Origin of the sequence: Akkermansia massiliensis, from assembly GCF_023516715.1 — a bacterium.
Lineage (GTDB): Bacteria > Verrucomicrobiota > Verrucomicrobiia > Verrucomicrobiales > Akkermansiaceae > Akkermansia > Akkermansia massiliensis.
This window is the reverse complement of sequence record NZ_JAMGSI010000001.1, coordinates 1662225-1678583: the sequence shown is the minus strand read 5'-3', so window position 1 is coordinate 1678583 and position 16359 is coordinate 1662225. Positions and strand designations below refer to the sequence as shown.

At 51.2% G+C, this 16359-nt stretch carries 15 protein-coding genes; 10 read left to right on the top strand and 5 right to left on the bottom strand.

Annotation, left to right across the window (positions count from 1 at the left end; genetic code table 11):
- Positions 1 to 39: 39 nt before the first annotated feature.
- From M8N44_RS07165 to M8N44_RS07150, 4 genes are all read right to left on the bottom strand, one after another.
- Positions 40 to 588: an 8-oxo-dGTP diphosphatase gene (locus M8N44_RS07165; protein WP_022397005.1), complete on the bottom strand. Its 549-nt coding sequence runs from the start codon at positions 586 to 588 to the stop codon at positions 40 to 42.
- 237 nt (positions 589 to 825) lie between these two features.
- Positions 826 to 1500: a YopT-type cysteine protease domain-containing protein gene (locus M8N44_RS07160; RefSeq protein ID WP_180973720.1), complete on the bottom strand. Its 675-nt coding sequence runs from the start codon at positions 1498 to 1500 to the stop codon at positions 826 to 828.
- Between the two features lie 85 nt (positions 1501 to 1585).
- Complete coding sequence (locus tag M8N44_RS07155; protein WP_102727979.1) at positions 1586 to 2914, bottom strand: MFS transporter; 1329 nt, start codon at positions 2912 to 2914, stop codon at positions 1586 to 1588.
- 100 nt (positions 2915 to 3014) lie between these two features.
- A complete protein-coding gene (locus M8N44_RS07150; RefSeq protein ID WP_215451171.1) occupies positions 3015 to 4493 on the bottom strand; it encodes a mannitol dehydrogenase family protein in 1479 nt (492 codons plus the stop codon).
- Positions 4494 to 4811: 318 nt separating this feature from the next.
- On the opposite strand from M8N44_RS07150, the gene M8N44_RS07145 reads away from it, so the two are divergent.
- The 4 genes from M8N44_RS07145 to M8N44_RS07130 all read left to right on the top strand — a co-directional run bounded on the left by M8N44_RS07145 (position 4812) and on the right by M8N44_RS07130 (position 9182).
- Entirely contained in the window at positions 4812 to 5774 is a 963-nt protein-coding gene (locus tag M8N44_RS07145) for a PfkB family carbohydrate kinase (protein ID WP_102727980.1), read from the top strand.
- A 364-nt stretch (positions 5775 to 6138) separates the two neighbouring features.
- Entirely contained in the window at positions 6139 to 7479 is a 1341-nt protein-coding gene (locus tag M8N44_RS07140; RefSeq protein ID WP_102727981.1) for a tyrosine-type recombinase/integrase, read from the top strand.
- Between the two features lie 76 nt (positions 7480 to 7555).
- Positions 7556 to 8182: a DUF6088 family protein gene (locus tag M8N44_RS07135; RefSeq protein WP_046437630.1), complete on the top strand. Its 627-nt coding sequence runs from the start codon at positions 7556 to 7558 to the stop codon at positions 8180 to 8182.
- Positions 8175 to 9182: a nucleotidyl transferase AbiEii/AbiGii toxin family protein gene (locus M8N44_RS07130; protein WP_102727982.1), complete on the top strand. Its 1008-nt coding sequence runs from the start codon at positions 8175 to 8177 to the stop codon at positions 9180 to 9182. The genes M8N44_RS07135 and M8N44_RS07130 overlap by 8 nt, the downstream gene beginning before the upstream one ends.
- A 206-nt stretch (positions 9183 to 9388) precedes the next feature.
- Here the strand turns inward: M8N44_RS07130 and M8N44_RS07125 are convergent, their stop codons facing one another.
- Positions 9389 to 10396 carry a tyrosine-type recombinase/integrase gene (locus tag M8N44_RS07125; protein ID WP_102727983.1) on the bottom strand — a complete coding sequence of 336 codons (1008 nt, stop codon included), beginning with the start codon at positions 10394 to 10396 and terminating at the stop codon, positions 9389 to 9391.
- Positions 10397 to 10492: 96 nt separating this feature from the next.
- Between M8N44_RS07125 and M8N44_RS07120 the strand changes: the two genes are divergently transcribed.
- The 6 genes from M8N44_RS07120 to M8N44_RS07095 all read left to right on the top strand — a co-directional run bounded on the left by M8N44_RS07120 (position 10493) and on the right by M8N44_RS07095 (position 16348).
- A complete protein-coding gene (locus tag M8N44_RS07120) occupies positions 10493 to 11371 on the top strand; it encodes a hypothetical protein (protein ID WP_180976207.1) in 879 nt (292 codons plus the stop codon).
- Between the two features lie 2 nt (positions 11372 to 11373).
- A complete protein-coding gene (locus tag M8N44_RS07115; RefSeq protein ID WP_102727985.1) occupies positions 11374 to 12000 on the top strand; it encodes a glycine zipper 2TM domain-containing protein in 627 nt (208 codons plus the stop codon).
- A gap of 99 nt (positions 12001 to 12099) precedes the next feature.
- Positions 12100 to 12441 (top strand): hypothetical protein, encoded by a 342-nt coding sequence (locus M8N44_RS07110; protein WP_146021067.1) that lies wholly within the window; start codon positions 12100 to 12102, stop codon positions 12439 to 12441.
- Between the two features lie 42 nt (positions 12442 to 12483).
- Positions 12484 to 13653, top strand: a complete 1170-nt coding sequence (locus M8N44_RS07105) for a hypothetical protein (protein WP_102727987.1) — start codon at positions 12484 to 12486, stop codon at positions 13651 to 13653.
- Positions 13654 to 13698: 45 nt separating this feature from the next.
- Entirely contained in the window at positions 13699 to 14613 is a 915-nt protein-coding gene (grpE, locus tag M8N44_RS07100) for a nucleotide exchange factor GrpE (protein WP_102727988.1), read from the top strand.
- A 49-nt stretch (positions 14614 to 14662) separates the two neighbouring features.
- Entirely contained in the window at positions 14663 to 16348 is a 1686-nt protein-coding gene (locus M8N44_RS07095) for an Hsp70 family protein (protein WP_102727989.1), read from the top strand.
- Positions 16349 to 16359 lie beyond the last annotated feature (11 nt).

Genomic DNA, 16359 nt, shown 5'->3' with positions numbered 1-16359 from the left:
GAGCCGGAAGGAAAAAAAGTCCGGTTTCTCCCGGATGGCTCAGAGGGAAGGGGAGGCGGAGGGCGCCTGTTTTTCCTTGCCGGGGCAATCCCCGGTTTTCAGGGAAAACTCCAGCATCCGGTCCCCCTCAAACGTGAAAAACGCCTCAAACCGTTTCCCGTCCAGCATGGCGGGAAGCCAGAACCGGTCATCCTGCCACATGAGATCGTAGGGAATCCCGTCCACCGGGCACCAGAAAGGCTCTGCCTCCGGCGTTTCCAAAGGGGTGCCCTTGAAAGAGGACGCCATGAACACGTGGCAGCGGATTTCCGGAATGGTGCCGCACGTGAAGGAAAAATTCAGCACGCCCATTTCCCGGGCGTCCGCAACGTCAATGCAGAGTTCCTCCCGGACCTCCCGCAGCACACACTGGAGGGCCGTTTCCCCCGGCTCAAACTTCCCGCCGGGTCCGTTCACCTTCCCCGCGCCGATCCCCCTCTTCTTGCGTATCAGGAGAATCTTTCCGTCCTGCACCACAAACATCAGGGTGGCGAGGATATCAGGGGTCCACTGGGCAGGCCATTGAAAGCCGCTGCTTCTGTCTTGCATGGGCGCATGTTACAGGATGAGAGGGAAATCATGAAGAAAAATGCGAAATAAACCTGGTTGCCGCCAGTTCCGGGACATGGTTTCGCGCCGGTGAGGTATGAGGGTTGAGATGAAGACTTGCCGATTATGGAAAAGGAAAATCCCTCTCAACTTCTCATGGAAGTTGAGAAGGATTACCGTCAATAATTTGCCTCCTGCTGCGGAGGACTCATCCCAGGAATGAGTGGTAGTTTTTCCTTAATAAAAAGCATCCAGGTGAAAGATATTGTTAAACCTGCCTTGGTAGCGATGATCAATGGTTAGAAATGCTTCTTTAAGTTCTCCTGGCAGATCGGTCTCGCTGTCGCATTCCAGAACGAAGAAGTTGGGGTCAAAAATGTGCACCTTCCCCTTTTCGTGGTGAATGCCGATGGCGTGTCCATTAGGTTCGGCTCCTCGAATGGCTAAAATAGTGTAGGTGACGTCCTGTTGTAAAATCTTGGAAATAGCGTAATCCATAAAATTATTTTGGAAGAAGTTTACTGGGACCATTTCGTTATGCAGCATCCGCATTCCCCCTTCAATAGCCATTTTTTCACGGCTACGGACAATGACATCCGCCATGTCGTTTTGTTCATGGAAAACGGAGGCTTTTGCCGCGTATCCCTCTCCATAGATAAGGGATGCCTTTGAAATGGACTGATTACGAGGCGTACTGATGCTGTGTTCAATATCGGCCCAGAATTGACTTTCTTCATGACGATGGCATGCAATGAGCCAATAAGTGACCAGGCCCAGACATATTCCGGAAGGATAAATATTCCCTGTCTGGCGAATCAACTGTCCCTGACTGAATGATTTTATTTCTTTCATGATTCTTCTTAATGAAATGGTTGAGAGCGCATCATTCCATGAAGAAGAGGCGGAGGACATGATGGTTTTCCCTGAGGGAAAATCAACTTCCCGGAGCATGGGACGGGCTGTTCCGCCGGACCCGGCTTCTCCCCCGGAAAAGAAATCAGTCCGTTCCTTCCAGCAGGTCTTCTTTCCTGACGCGGGAACCCGCAAGGGCATAGGCAAGCATGACCAGCTCACAGAGGAAGACGAGCATCCATGACCAGCGCCAGCTTCCCAGCGCGTCCGTCAGCGCTCCCTGGAGGAAGGGGAAAACGGCGCCGCCGAACACGCCCATCATGAAAATGCCGGAAGCCTTGGCGGTGTATTTTTTCAGCCCCACGGTGGCGAGCGTGAAAATACAGCCCCACATGACGGAATGGAACAACCCTACGGAAACCAGCACCCACAGGTTATGGGTGTAAATGGCGACCAGCGTCAGGATGGCCGCCGCGGAGGTTGCCGCCGTCAACTGGACACGGGGGGAGATATGGTTCAGCCAGCTGGAAACGATGCGCCCCACCATCAGTCCGCCCCAGTACAGGGAGGCCAGCAGGGCCGGAATGCCCAGGTCCACCCCCCACACCACCAGGTTGCTGGAGCCCAGAAACAGCAGCGGTTCATCCGAATTGCTGAGTTCCAGGGCGTGCAGGTTCACGTTGATGCCCACGGACACCTCCGCGCCCACATAAAAGAAAATGGCGATCACGCCCAATGTCAAATGCCGGAAGGACCAGATGCTGCGTTCCAGTTTTTCTCCTTCTCCGGCCGTGGTGTCCCGGATGTTGGGCAGGTAAAGGCGCTTCGTCATCAGGGTGACCAGCGCAATCAGGACGCCCAGGATAAGCAGGGGAAGCATCAGCTGCCGCACGTGGACGCTCTCCATGGGCAGTCCAGCGAACAGGATGCCGGTCACGAAAAACGGCGCGATCGTCGTTCCGAAGGAATTCACGGCGCAGACGATGTTGAGGCGCTGGACGGGCTGGGTTCCCTTCAATTCATAGGACGTCACGTAGGGGTTGATGACGACCTGCAAAACCGTGGCGGAGGTGCCCATGGCATAGGACCCCGCCAGAAAAATAAAATAGCCGTAGGGGATGCTGGCCCCGGCGATCGTCGTGCGCAGGTCCCCGAACTGGACGGTGAACCATGCGGACAGGAAAAAGACGGCCAGCCCAAGCACCATGAACAGGAGCCCCCGTATCAGCGTGGTCTTGTAGCCGTAGCGGTTGATCCAGCGGGAGGCGATATTTCCGTTCACCAGGTACGCCAGGAAAAAGAAAAAGGGAATTAGCGTGATGAACGTGTTTTTCAAGGCGCCGGCATCCGGCAGGAAGGCGCTTTGCAAAGGCCCCTGGAACTGGCCGTTCACGGTGGACAGGAACCCGACGAGAAAATAAATGAAAGTCAGGGCAAGGAAGGGACCCAGGCGTGAATGCGGTTGTGTTTCCATGAGAGGAGGGAAGGGTGAGAATGCGGCGGAAAGGAAGAGGTCGGGAAGGTGTCTTCATGCAGCCCGGAACAGGAGACGGGCTGCATGAAGGATTGTATGACTACGGAAGAACCAATTTTTCCAGAACGGAGAGCACGCCGTCTTTTTCAAGCTTCTCCACCATGCCCAGGTACTGGCTGACGAACTTGTCCGCCGCCTTCAAATCCGTGCTCCGGAAGGGGGAGAGGGCGAGGAAATCCAGCGGGTCGTCGCTGGCGATCAGCTTCCGGTCCTCCTTGGTCAGCCAGGGCTCGTTCACTTCATAAGCCTGGCCCCGGTCATCCTTTCCGTGCTTCAGGTAATGGCGGTAGGCGGCCACGAAAAACGCCAGGCGTTCCAGGTCGGCGCCGTCCCTGATCATCTTCGTTAAAACGGGCATCACATACACGGGAATCTTGGAAACGCCGTCAAAGCACAAGCGGCTGATCTGGTCGCTCACCGCCTTGTTGCCGAAGCGTTCCAGCAGGGTCTTCTTGTACAGCTCCAAATCCGTATTCCCCGGAGGCGGAACGTAGGGGCCCGCGTCCCGGTCCATGAAAAGGCGCAAGTAGCGGGCGAACCGTTCATCCCCTACCGCCTCGTCCACCCGGCGGTACCCGGCCAGAAAGGCGGGGTAGGACAGCAGGGAGTGGGACGCGTTCAGCAGGCTGAGCTTCATATTCTCATAAGCGGAAACATCGTCCGTAAACTCCACGCCCACGGTTTCCCAGTCCGGGCGCCCGGCAATGAAATCATCCTCAATCACCCACTGGATGAAATCCTCCGAATAGACGGGGGCGGCGTCTTCCACGCCGCTCTGCGCGTCCAGTCGCTTGACGTCGTCCGGCGTGACGGCGGGCGTGATGCGGTCCACCATGCTGTTGGGGAATGTCACGTTCTTCTTCACCCACTGCGCCAGCCCGGGATCCTGGGCCTCGATAAAGGAAGTGAACGCTTTCCGGGCCGTGTCTCCATTGTGCTGGAGGTTGTCGCAGGATAGAACGGTTACGGGGCCTGCGCCGTCCTTGCGCCTCTTCCGCAATCCGGCGGCCAGGAACCCGAAAACCGTCCGGGGATGGTCGAGATGTTCCAGGTCATGTTTCACGTCCTTGCTGTTGAGCATGAACTCACCGGTTTCCTTATCCAGATTGTATCCCCCTTCCGTAATGGTCAGCGTGATGATTTTAGTGCGGGGGTCCGCAATCCTGTCGATGACCTTTTCGGGATCCTTCGGCCCCCACGCCAGATCCACCAGGGAGCCTATCTCATAAAACTCGTCCTTGCCGTCGCGGCCGCAGACCGTCAGCGTGTAAAGGCCGTCCTGGCTCTTCAGCGCCTTGTAAAGGGGTTCGTCCTGAGGCAGCAGCGCCACTCCGGAAATTCCCCATTCGTCACGGCCGCCCATGCCCAGAAGCTGGTTCGTGTAAAACTCTTCATGCGCGCGATGGAAGTTGCCCACTCCTATATGGACTATCCCCGGCTGAATGGTTGTCCTGTCATAGGGGACGGGAGCCCCCGGAATCTTCGCCTTGCCCTGTCGTTTCAGTTCCTTCTTCATCATCTTGAAATGAGGTATGGTATTTGCCGTCTCATACTAATGGGCATTTCCGGAGAGGCGGGTGTTAGGGATATGCCAGACTTTTTCCCTATCCGGCGGATTGATCACGCGCCGCAGGGGACCGTTCACGGAAAAATCCCGGATTTTTTTACGGGCACGGTTTCCACAGGGCGCGATGGGACCCCGGCAGTACGTCCTTTGCCGGCATGACTGGAATGAACCTCTTTTTCCTTTCCCGGAACAGGCGGCGCGTTCTATGCTTTACTATCTCTCCCGGCTTTCCTTTATGCCGGAAGGACCACCTTCAACATTTGGAAAAGCATGTATGACGTCGTAGCCCTCGGAGAACTGCTGGTGGACTTCACCCCCTGCGGAGTGAGCGCCCAGGAACTGCCCGTTTACCAGGCCAATCCGGGGGGAGCCCCCTGCAATGTCCTCTCCATGCTGTCCCGGCTGGGGCGCAGGACCGCCTTCATCGGCAAGGTGGGGCATGACATGTTCGGGAAAATGCTCCGGCGCACGCTTCAGGAGGAAGGCATTGACGATTCGGGGCTGGTCTCTTCCCGGGAAGTCAACACCACCCTGGCCTTCGTCCAGATTGACGAACATGGCGACCGTGATTTTTCCTTCTACCGCAATCCCGGCGCGGACATGAAACTGACCTCCGGGGAGGTGGACATGGCGCTGGTGGAAAACACGCGCGTATTCCACTTCGGGACCATCTCCATGACGCACGGCGACGTGCGGCGCGCCACGAGGCATGCCGTCAGCCATGCCCGGGAGAAGGGTGCCCTCGTCTCCTTTGACCCCAACCTCCGGCCTCCCCTCTGGCCCAGCCTGGAGCTGGCCCGGGAGCAAATGCTCTACGGCTGCGGCGCGTGCAGCGTCATGAAAATAGAGGTGGAGGAACTTCTGTTCCTCACCGGGTGCTCCTCCATGAAGGAAGGGCTGGATGCCCTGAAAAGGGAATTCAGCAATCTCCGCCTCATCCTCGTAACAGGGGGCAGGGAAGGGAGCTGGGCTTCCTATGGAGACACGCTGGTTTACCAGCCTACGTTCCTGAAGGTCAATACCATTGACACGACGGGCGCCGGAGACGCCTTTTTTGGTTCCTGCCTGGACTGGATTCTGGAAACAGGGCTGGAAAACCTGACGGACGGACAGTTGGCGGACATGCTTTTATTCGCCAACGCCGCCGCGTCCATCGTGACGACGCGCAAGGGAGCCATCCGCTCCATGCCGAACCGCGTGGAAGTCCTGGCCCTGATGGCAGGGGGCGTTTGAAGGGCATCGTAAATACACAGCTTCCCTCATTGGTTTTTACCTGAACTGTTTCCAGCGAGTAAACAAGAGGGAGGACCTTTCATTTCTTGCAGCACATTCCCGTTTCGTGTTGATAAAAGTTGTATAAATATACTGCGGTTTGTCTTGCAATTGTCGATAAACAAAAACCGCAAGCGCTTATGAACAGCAACTTGCGGTATAAAAGGGATGGTGCTCGAGAGGGGACTCGAACCTTCACGGGGGAACCCCCACTAGAACCTGAATCTAAACACTTTTATTCATTGTAAGCAATTTACGAATATGTCCCCCAGTTTGTCCCCTAATTCGTCTTGAAGCTTTTTCTGTAAACCATTACTCTCGTTACATGAAGAGGAAGCATGCCAAAGGCCGATATGGCAGCAAAGTCAAACTCACTGAAGTAAAGAAGAAAGGTCGCCCTTCAGTCTGGCGGCTCCGCTTTGTTGACAAGGACACGGGAGAATGGAAAGAGCGCACCTTCCGCGATTACGACGAAGCCCGGGCTCTCTACGATATGTATGACAAGGGGCATATCGACGATGCCCTGGCAATATTCAATATGGTTGCAGAGGGAGAATCCGTGGTCGAAATGTTCGCTATCCGCTTGTGGAGAAAATTTGGTAGGGACAACAACCTTCTGCAACATACGCTTCAATATTTGTACCAGCATGAAGATCCGGAAGAGGTAAAGGCATTTGCAACTGATCTCCTTTCGTGGTGGAAAGATGCTCTCACGGATACCAAAGAGCAGGAAATCAAGGATTTACTCGGATCACAATTAAGCGTCATTGCTGATCATGTTGACATTACTACCCCGAAACCACCCTCGACGGGTATATCTCTGGATGACGCCATGGCTCAGTATCGAAAGGAGAGGCAGCTGATGCTGGATCGGGGCCAATGCCAGCCGGCCCACCATAAGAACGTCCTTCATGAACTCGATAAATGGCAGCAAGGCTGGACCAACCGGGAGTTGTCATCAATCACCGCCGCCGAAATCAATGACAAACTGGATTCGTTCCGGTATCAGGGAAAGCCCCTCTCGAATACCAGCAAATACAGGTACCGGGGTACGCTGAATGCCTTTTTTCTCTGGGCCATTCAGCACGATCTGATTCAGAAAAACCCGGTCTCCTTGACCGTCGCTCCTTCCAGGGATCACATCTCCATCGGGATTCTTACCCCGGACGAATTCCGGAAATTGCTTGAGGCGGCATTAAAATATGACCGCCCCATGCTTTCCCGTATTGTTCTACAGGGATTGTGCGGGCTAAGACGTTCAGAGGTTGTTCAATACAAGGACAAACCGGATGGACATGACGATATCTTTGTTTCGCGTGAGATCGCGAAGGGACCCAAGGGGAAAACGAAGGATCGTTACATACCCACCTCCCCGCAAATCAAGGCATGGCTGGCCGCAGGAGAATGGGAGCCAATGACCCGGGATGACGAACTCAGATATGGCTATCGCCTGGACCAGCTGGCAGCCAAAGCCGGCATCACGATACCAAAGAATGCGTTGCGACACTCATTCGCTTCCTATCAGGCAGCTCTCCATCCCTTGCCGGATGTTGCCCGCTGGATGGGACATAGTGGAACGCAGATGACCGAATCCCACTACAGGCAGGGTGTTTCCCGTAAGGATGCTGAAGCATACCTTTCTATCATCCCGGATGCGGTTAATTGATCTTTGCTTCAGTCATTTTAGTCAGATAAACAGCATTTTTTATTGACTTTAGTCAGATAAACAATACTTTTTAATCATGAAGGGGAGCATCAGGAGCCAGCTGAGGGAAAAAATATTTTCCGAGAAGGCAAAAGGAGAGGTTATTACCTCTTCCGATTTTCTTGCGTTCTGGCCCAGGACAGCAGTAGATCAAGCGCTTTCTCGCATGGCAAGGGATGGCGAGCTCAAGCGTATCCTTCCCGGTATCTATGAGATCCCAGCGACCAACAAGAGATTTAATTTGCCTGTACCAACTGACCCGGAACAGGTAGCGAAAGCCTGGGCAAGGAAAAATGAAGCTCGTCTTTTACCTAATGGAATCCATGCCGCTAACGCTTTGTGGCTTTCCGACCAAATGGCCGGGCGGTACGAGTATTTGACGGATCGACCTTCTGCAACGGTTCACGTAGGTGGATGGAAACTCCGCTTCAAGAAGACATCTCCGAAACTGATGCGCCTGTCGGGGAGTATTACGGGATTGGTCGTTCAAGCGTTGCGCTCGCTGGGCAGGAAGTCGATAGATCGTGATTTTGTGGTCACTCAATTAACCAAGCGGCTTTCCGATACGGAAAAGGAACAATTATCTCGTGATATGGAACTTGTTCCTGTATGGATGCGCCCCATTCTACAACAAGTCATAGCGCCCCCTGTCTCCCATGAGTGATTTCCTTGGTCTCCCATCCGAAGATCGAATATTCCTGTGCCGCCACATTGGCGAGCAGCTGGGTATCATTCCTTCTATTGTTGAAAAGGATTTCTGGGTATGCCGGGTTCTGAATATCCTTTTTCGGGAAGACTCCTTGAATCCTTATCTATGCTTCAGAGGCGGGACGTCCCTCTCCAAAGCGTACAAGATCATACGCCGTTTCTCTGAGGATATCGATGTTGCGTTATCTCCCCGTTTCTTCACTGAACTGGGTGAAGAAGATAAGCCGACAGCGTTTCAATCCGCCAGCCAGAGGGATGCTAAATTGCGTAAGATTCGCCCCCACTACCGGAGGATGATGGAGCATGTTCTCCTGCCTCTCATGGAGGAGAGGATGAAAGAAATGGGAATCAAGAATGTGCATATCGAGTTGGAAGATCTGTCCACGGCCCGTGATCCATTTGTCCTCTTAATCCATTATCCATCCTTGTTCGAACAGAATGAAAGCCTCTACATTCGTCCTTTTGTCAAAATCGAATTGAGCGGGAGAGCTCAGACGGAACCATCCGAAGCCAGGATGGTCGATTCTTACATTGGGGAAGGATTTCCGGAGTTTTCAGATTCGACTGAAGTACGAACGATTAGCCCTTTCCGAACATTCTGGGAGAAGTGTTTCATTCTCCATGAGAATAATACCCGTCCGCATGAAGGATGGAATATCAAGGCCAGGCTGGCACGCCACTATTATGATGCGGCAGCCCTTATCCGAGCGGGATATGTTGATAAGGAGCTATTCTTCGATGTAAGGGACAAACGCAAGCTCTACCATTGGCAGACATGGGTCGATTACGATACATTGCTTCCCTCGGATTTGAAACTGATCCCGGATTCTCTTGAATTGCGAGAAAAATGGCAAAGGGACTACGAACAGACTTCTGCCATGCTCTTTGATGAGCCGGAGCCTTTTGATTCATTGATGAGCACGATCAATGGCATCATGAATCAAGACATAGGATGAATGTCCTGATATGATTGATAAAATGTTTCCATATCCATTTTTTATCAATCATATTTGAAAAATCTATTCCCTTCGCGTCATCTATATGTGACGGCTTATTACCTGCCGTCATGTACCCATGACTCCATTCTATGTACTCCGCCATCAGGTGAGGCACCAGGAAAAGCACTTGCGTTCTGGTTTCGCATACCGAGTCCCTTGCCTTACTATTTAGCTTCTCGCCAGAACGCAGCAGCATCTTTTCGCAGAACAGGAGCCATATAGCGGCTCCTCAATAGTGAGGTGTCACGGTGTCCCATTTCCATCTGTAACTCCGACAGGTTTCGGAAATAAGCAGCGTGATAACTTGCAAACGTGTGGCGACAAATATCGGGCACCCAGTTACTCTGGAAACCGGCAACTCTGCGCAAAGCTTTCCATTTGCGTTTCCAATTTCGAGGAATATAGCGGTCTTTCTTCCTGATATTGTGAATCCCTCTTAGAGGTACGGCTCTGCCGCCGCCAGTCTTACTGACGGTAGACCGCACGATTACCAGACGCTCATCCCATTGGAAGTCAGTTTTCTGCAAACGGCTTACCTCAGTCGGCCTGATTCCGGCGTAAAGCATCAAATTCAAGGAAAAACGCATATTCCTGAATTCGGGGCGTGTAGTTGCTTCCTTCAGTTTTTCCACATCCTTCAGGGAAAGCGGCTCAATGTACCTTTCTTTTATCTTGGGCACTTCAATGCGGATTACCGGGTTTACATCACACCATTCCTGGCGAATGCCGTAAGTAAATATGCTGTGAAGAATGACGCGACCCTTCGTATAACTGCTTGGACTTGAACCGAATGCCGTCTCTAAAATTTTCTTGCATTGAATAGGAGTCATGGAACGCAAAGGCAATTGGGCAATACCCTCGACACGTAGAATCCGACGAACGAAATGGCGCAAGTCTCTTTTCGATGACGGCCTCAAATCCTTCCGGGCATCGACACTTGCCCAGGCTGCTACTTCCAAAGTGACTGTATGAGTGGCAGATTTTACAACGGACACTCCTTTTTGCAACGTGTTGCGCAGAAGAACAATCAGTTCTACCCGGTTGAGCCCCCGAGCCAAATTCCCCAGATTTTCAATAGCTTCTAGTACAAGACGAGCCAAATCGCACTGTGTAAGGTCGACCTTCTTCAGTAATTCTTTTGCAATGAGATTTTCAGTGAGTTCTTCATTCATAATGCTGATGTCAAAAAAAAAATCAAAATGATATTTTTGAAATAATTGGGAAGGATTTAAGGGGATTTTTTTCTCTGATTCTTCCGTGAATTATGGATGAAATTGTCATGGGTTATTCCTGTTAATGTTTGGTTATCAAAGAATAAACACGGAATCAGCATTATGAATGCTGTATCGTATTCTCCGACAAGAAAATTTATGGGATCGGGTCAACTGGTTAAATGTATTTGCAATCAAACGCATGGAGGCGATGTGTGCAGCCATTGCGGTTTGCCCCATTCTACAGCTCGTTATCTCTCACAAACTGGTCCTCTGCTGCCGTTCTTCATTCTGGCCGGCATGGCTGCTGTTTTCTGTTTTAACCACTACAATATTGCAGATCGACTGAACAGGCAGATCGAGGAACCAGAAGAGTTCATTCCCATAATTCTTGACCCGGCAACTCCACTTTCCTCTGAACCGAAACCGAAAGCAGAACCGAAAGCAGAACCGAAAGCAGAACCGAAAGCAGAACCGAAAGCAGAACCGAAAGCAGAACCGAAAGCACTAACCCCCGAATTACTGGAAAAGAAGGCCTATCATATGCTGCACCTTCTGGTCGGCAGGTATCCTGAGGGAGAATCCATTTCTACCATGTTTTCAGAAGAAATCCTTAATATGTCATTGGATATCAAAACATCCCGTGACGATATTCTGGAAAGTATGAACGGGTTCCTTGCCAGATTTCCCGTACGCGTTGTCAGGCTAACCTCCGTAGGAAGAAAAGACCGGATGTTGGAAATAAATACCAGACGAATCTTTCTGGATGCAGACGGAGCGCGGCTGGATGTGTATGGCAAGACCGTTGTCATGCTGGATGCGGAGGGTCAAATCACAGGATTGTCTGATGACATTCAGGATACTCCTGCCGAACTAAGCAAAGGTTTCACCCCCATTGAATACTCCCGACAGAAAACTATCAGCAACAACCAATAAACATGAACAACAAACATTACTTTAAGAAATCATTCGTATTACTCATGGAAGCCGGCGTACTAACCTTCGGTCTGGGTTCCTGTGCCAACATGTCAGATACAACAAAGACGTATGCTCAGGCTACGGGAATAGGAGCAGCTGGCGGAGCTGGTGTGGGAGCTCTGGCAGGTCAGGCTATAGGAGGTGATACTAAATCTACTGTTATCGGAGCTGCCATTGGGGGGAGCATTGGCGCAATCGCCGGCTGGTTCTGGGGGGATTACGTTGTCCAGCAGAAAAAAGAATACGCCAGTGTAGAAGAACAGATCAGACACAGCAATCAGGTTATGGACAAGCTCATTGCACAGACGAAATCCAGAAACGCGGAATTGGCTCAGTCTATTGCCAATCTGAAAAAAGAAAAAAGGCATCTCGCCTCTTCCGACGTCAAAACAAAATCACAAAAAATGACGAGGGAAGTAGATAAGCGCATTTCTATTCTCAATGAAGAAGTAACCCTGGCGCGAAAAGCAGCCGATAATGCTTCCGGCAATCAAAAAATCGCTCTGCGAGGCAAGATCAGCACGCTCAGTCATGAAATCAATTCTCTGGCAAAACACAAGAAAGCTCTTTCTACCCTTTCTGCATAAAAGTCAAAAATTATTTACCGGGCTTGGCTCCACCAGGCCCGGTAAGACACGAATCTTATATTTCCGAAAAAATTCCCATTTAATGAACCTGCCTTTCTTATGAATACGAACAATCACCTCTGTCTAACAAGCGTTTTTGTTGTCGCTTGTTCCTTGCTCTCCTCCTGCAGCACTACCGGAGATCCCACCCAAGGAGGTATTTTCTGGTCTCCCGATAAGGCTATGGAGCGCCGTCAAAGTCTACTGTCGGAACAGTCGATCAAACAAGCGACATACAATAAGATAAAAAAGACGACAAGTAGTTACGCTAATACTCGAAACGATCTTCTGAAAAAACGTAACGAGTTGCAAGCCCGCAAGGAAGCCTCTTCCTCACTACAGGATAAGGAATCGATCAACGCGGCAATCAAAGATATTGAGGCAGAACTGGGAAATATGTAGCCAGCTTCCTCATTACGTTTGTCTCCTACGTGATAACGGTACATGAATAAACCGTCCAACATCAACTTTGGCCGTCTCGCCTTTGTTCTTCTTATCGGTGGTTCGTTGCTGTATAGTTTTATCATCTCCGGTTATCTGGAGGAGGAAACGCGCAGAGTGGCAGATATCTCGATCGAGTACGGTTTCTACGCAGGATACAGTCTGTGGGTATTGGGAATGGTTCTGTCCAATATTCTCTCGATCAACCGTATTACACGCCATAAATATGCCGGAAGCAAGGGACTGAACACTGCTCTGCAAATCTGGTCGCAAACACTTCTGGGAGCCGGTAAAGCCAGCATCGTTGCCCCTGTCAAGGTTTACCGGGAGCTATCTGCTCAGGGAAACCTGTTGGTCAGGCTGGTATCCATGGTGGAAGTCTACATCATGCGCCCGATCGTTTCTCTGGCTGTTCTGGCTGCATATGCTCTCCTGTCCGCACTCTTCATTCTTCCTCTATCTTTCTTTAAACTGCAAACTTCCCGTTTTTCCAGCGAAGAAACGAATGAAAATGGGGTCCGCATGCTGCCTGTCACCTGTGTAGCCGGTTCGGATACAACAAGGACTTCTCTTTTGCGAGCCCTTGTTTCAGCCTTGGGAAACGTATCCGTACCCCGGTGGTACGCGTACGATACTCCTCGCATCAATTCCACCTGCACTCAACCCAGATACAACTACATCGAATTGTTGCTCAGCCGCAAGAGAAACGACAAACAACCTGCGCTTTGCCTGCAAATTTGCGATTTCGAAGGAAGCGATGCGGCCTCTATTAATTCGTTGGATGCCATGCCCTTCTACTCTCTTTTGCAAGGCGCCGTTTTTGTGGTGGAAGAAACGGCTGGCAGCGCCTCATTTGCACAAGCCTTCGACAAGTGGCATGAACTGATGAGCACGGCCTACAAAGCAAGATTGCAAAAGCTTAAATGCGCCGTGGTCATCCGGTCGAATGGCAAGATTCTTCCCTTTGATGGAGCATGTGAGCTTGATGCCGGTGCGGATCAAGCCGCCTGCCGTCATTTCCTTCATGACCTTCAATGGGCTGATGTTCTCGGAAAAGCCGATCTTTTCCGAAATACGGCATTTTTTTCCATCTCCTCCAGCGACCAGGAATTGAACGAATGTCCCGGCGTTTACGCTCTCGCCAAATGGCTGTTACAAAATATTCCCGCCTGATCCCGCACTTATCTTTCCCTCTCCATCAATTCATACACCACCATCATGACTAACCAGAATAATCCAGAAGACTGCATCAGCGAATGCATATTTGAATCAGCTGAAGAAAATATCATAATAGAAAATTCCGGTATGGAAGGTTCTTCCGTTCCGGAAACCGCTTCGGAGCAGGAGGATCAACCGGAATCTCCACAGGAAATGGAGCCGGAAGAAGGCCCCGTCTCCGAAGTCGAGCTGCGGCAGGAATTCACACCGGAGAGCAAAACCGGATCAGATGCTGAAGCGGAATCCTCACCAGAGTCTGTTCCTGCAGCCGTGCCGGAGGAAATTGCGTCAGATACTCATTCGGAGACAAGCCCTGAATTGGAATCCTCTCCGGAAGCTGCCCCGGATTCTTCTCCTCAGTCCGTCATTGAAGAGCCAACCCCTCACCAGGCGACAGCTGACCAGACTCCCATACTGAATATCCTGACCACCCTGCAATCGCAAATATCCAGCCTTCAGGAAGAGTTCAACAGCAAAATGCGCTATGACGCCTCCAAAAAGGAAATCATTGACAGGCAATATCAGGAACTCGATGCCTACCGCCGTGAAATACATGAAAAACTCAACAAGGCTATCGTGATGGATCTTATTGCTGAGATCGACGGTGCGGAACGAAGCGCCGAACATTACAGCGCTCTGGAAGCCACTCCGGAAAACTATGCCAAGCTCCAGAAACTGGTCCTGGCCCATGCCGAAGACCTGCGCGACCTGCTCGAAAACAACGACATCGATTCCTTTCGTACCGAAGCAGGGGCCGCTTTCAATCACAAACGCCACAGCGTACTCAAGACCGTTGTGACCGACGATCCTTCCCTGGCCAAAACCATTCAGGCCTCTTTGCGCTGGGGATTCGAAAAAGACGGAAAAGTCATCCGCCCCGAAAAAGTAGCCGTCTACGTACTGGCAACGGAATAATCACTTTTTCCTCTGCCATCCATTCCATGACATCACACATATTTTCATTATGAGCGAAAACACTAAAATCAAAGTATACGGTATCGATCTGGGTACCACGTATTCCGCCATTTCCCATGTGGGCGACAGCGGCAATGTTGAAATCATCAATAACCCGGACGGCGGTTCCATTACAGCTTCCGCCGTCTTCTTTGAAGATGGCGGTATTGTCGTCGGGGAAGGTGCCAAGGAATCCGCCTATACCGATCCGGATAACTTTGTCCACCTGATCAAGCGTGAAATGGGAACAACCTGGCGTAAAACTTTCCTGGATAAGGAACATTCTCCCGAATCCATTTCTTCCCTCATTCTTAAATACATGGTGAAAGGCGCTGAAATGAGCGGCCACGAAGTAAAGGATGTCGTCATCACGTGCCCTGCCTATTTCAATGAAGCCGAACGCATGGCCACGAAAGCAGCCGGCGAACTGGCAAAACTCAATGTACTGGCCGTTGTGGACGAGCCCATTGCCGCAGCTATTTCCTACGGAATGGGGATAACCGGAAACGATCAGGGAGAAACACAGGAGACAAGGCAGATCATCGTCTATGACCTGGGCGGCGGTACGTTCGACGTGACCGTCGTGGAGATTTCTCCCAAGGGAGTAAAGGTCATTTGCTCCGATGGAGATCACAAGCTGGGGGGGGCTGACTGGGATGCCGCTCTGCGTGACCTGTTGCTTGAAAAGCTTCTCATAGAAAACCCCGAGGCAGGTGACCTGATGGCCGACCCGGAAACCAGGGCTGCCTTGATCACGACAGTGGAAAAGACAAAAATGAGTCTCAGCCAGAAAGAAACAGCTACTGCCCGCATTACCTGCTGCGACGGCAGCAAGAGCAAGGTGAGTGTGACTCGGGAGGAATTCAATGAAGCGACTCAGCCTCTGCTTAACCGTACGATAGAATTCACGGATGCCATGATTGCCATGGCTCGTGAAAAAACAGGTGTGGAAAAAATAGATGAATTCCTGCTGGTCGGCGGTTCTACCTATATGCCGCAGGTGATGGAGATGGTTAACAGCCGCTACAAGGACACTTTGAGGGTAGAGCCCAAACTGTATGAGCCCAACCATGCTGTTTCCAAGGGCGCTGCCCTCTATGGGAATAATAAGGCTATCAGGGATCTTTATGAAAAGGTTCTTAAAGATCTGAAGGAAAAAAATCCCGATACCCCGACAGGAAAACTCGAAGACGAGGCAAATAAGAAAGTTGCAGACGAATTTTCGTTGGCACCTGAAACGATTGAAACTGCGGTTAACACCGAGATGATTACGGTGGCTTCCAAAAGTATCGGTATTCGGGTGAAGAACAAGGAAGGTAAATTTGTCTGTTACAACCTGATCGAAAAACAGAATGAAGTTCCTTGTAACAATACTCAAGCTTTCCCTGTTTCTGCCGCTAATGCAGCCACTCTGCCTCTCATCGTCTATTCCAATAACATTGTGGGAAAACAGGCGGATCTGGACTGTTGCCTGGAACTTGGTAAAGCAACCATGGAATTGACTCCCGGCTTGCCCGCAGGGGCTCCTATTGAAGTAACATTCGCGCTGGATCCTGAAGGCCGGCTCGAATTGACTGCCCGGGATGTTACTAATGACAAGAAAATTGTTGTGCCCTTCCAGGTAGAAGGAGTCCTCAGTGAAGAAGAACGGAAAAAGCTGGAGGAAGTTGTAGCCGATCTGGAGATGGTCGATTAACCAACATAAAT

Excerpts from the sequence above, each read along its gene's own strand:
- M8N44_RS07110 (WP_146021067.1), top strand. The coding sequence starts at position 12,100 with ATGAATACGAACAATCACCTCTGTCTAACAAGCGTTTTTGTTGTCGCT.
- M8N44_RS07135 (WP_046437630.1), top strand. The coding sequence starts at position 7,556 with ATGAAGGGGAGCATCAGGAGCCAGCTGAGGGAAAAAATATTTTCCGAG.
- M8N44_RS07115 (WP_102727985.1), top strand. The coding sequence starts at position 11,374 with ATGAACAACAAACATTACTTTAAGAAATCATTCGTATTACTCATGGAA.
- M8N44_RS07105 (WP_102727987.1), top strand. The coding sequence starts at position 12,484 with ATGAATAAACCGTCCAACATCAACTTTGGCCGTCTCGCCTTTGTTCTT.
- M8N44_RS07145 (WP_102727980.1), top strand. The coding sequence starts at position 4,812 with ATGTATGACGTCGTAGCCCTCGGAGAACTGCTGGTGGACTTCACCCCC.
- M8N44_RS07130 (WP_102727982.1), top strand. The coding sequence starts at position 8,175 with ATGAGTGATTTCCTTGGTCTCCCATCCGAAGATCGAATATTCCTGTGC.
- M8N44_RS07120 (WP_180976207.1), top strand. The coding sequence starts at position 10,493 with ATGAAATTGTCATGGGTTATTCCTGTTAATGTTTGGTTATCAAAGAAT.
- M8N44_RS07095 (WP_102727989.1), top strand. The coding sequence starts at position 14,663 with ATGAGCGAAAACACTAAAATCAAAGTATACGGTATCGATCTGGGTACC.
- M8N44_RS07150 (WP_215451171.1), bottom strand. The coding sequence starts at position 4,493 with ATGATGAAGAAGGAACTGAAACGACAGGGCAAGGCGAAGATTCCGGGG.
- grpE (WP_102727988.1), top strand. The coding sequence starts at position 13,699 with ATGACTAACCAGAATAATCCAGAAGACTGCATCAGCGAATGCATATTT.
- M8N44_RS07125 (WP_102727983.1), bottom strand. The coding sequence starts at position 10,396 with ATGAATGAAGAACTCACTGAAAATCTCATTGCAAAAGAATTACTGAAG.
- M8N44_RS07160 (WP_180973720.1), bottom strand. The coding sequence starts at position 1,500 with ATGTCCTCCGCCTCTTCTTCATGGAATGATGCGCTCTCAACCATTTCA.
- M8N44_RS07155 (WP_102727979.1), bottom strand. The coding sequence starts at position 2,914 with ATGGAAACACAACCGCATTCACGCCTGGGTCCCTTCCTTGCCCTGACT.
- M8N44_RS07140 (WP_102727981.1), top strand. The coding sequence starts at position 6,139 with ATGAAGAGGAAGCATGCCAAAGGCCGATATGGCAGCAAAGTCAAACTC.
- M8N44_RS07165 (WP_022397005.1), bottom strand. The coding sequence starts at position 588 with ATGCAAGACAGAAGCAGCGGCTTTCAATGGCCTGCCCAGTGGACCCCT.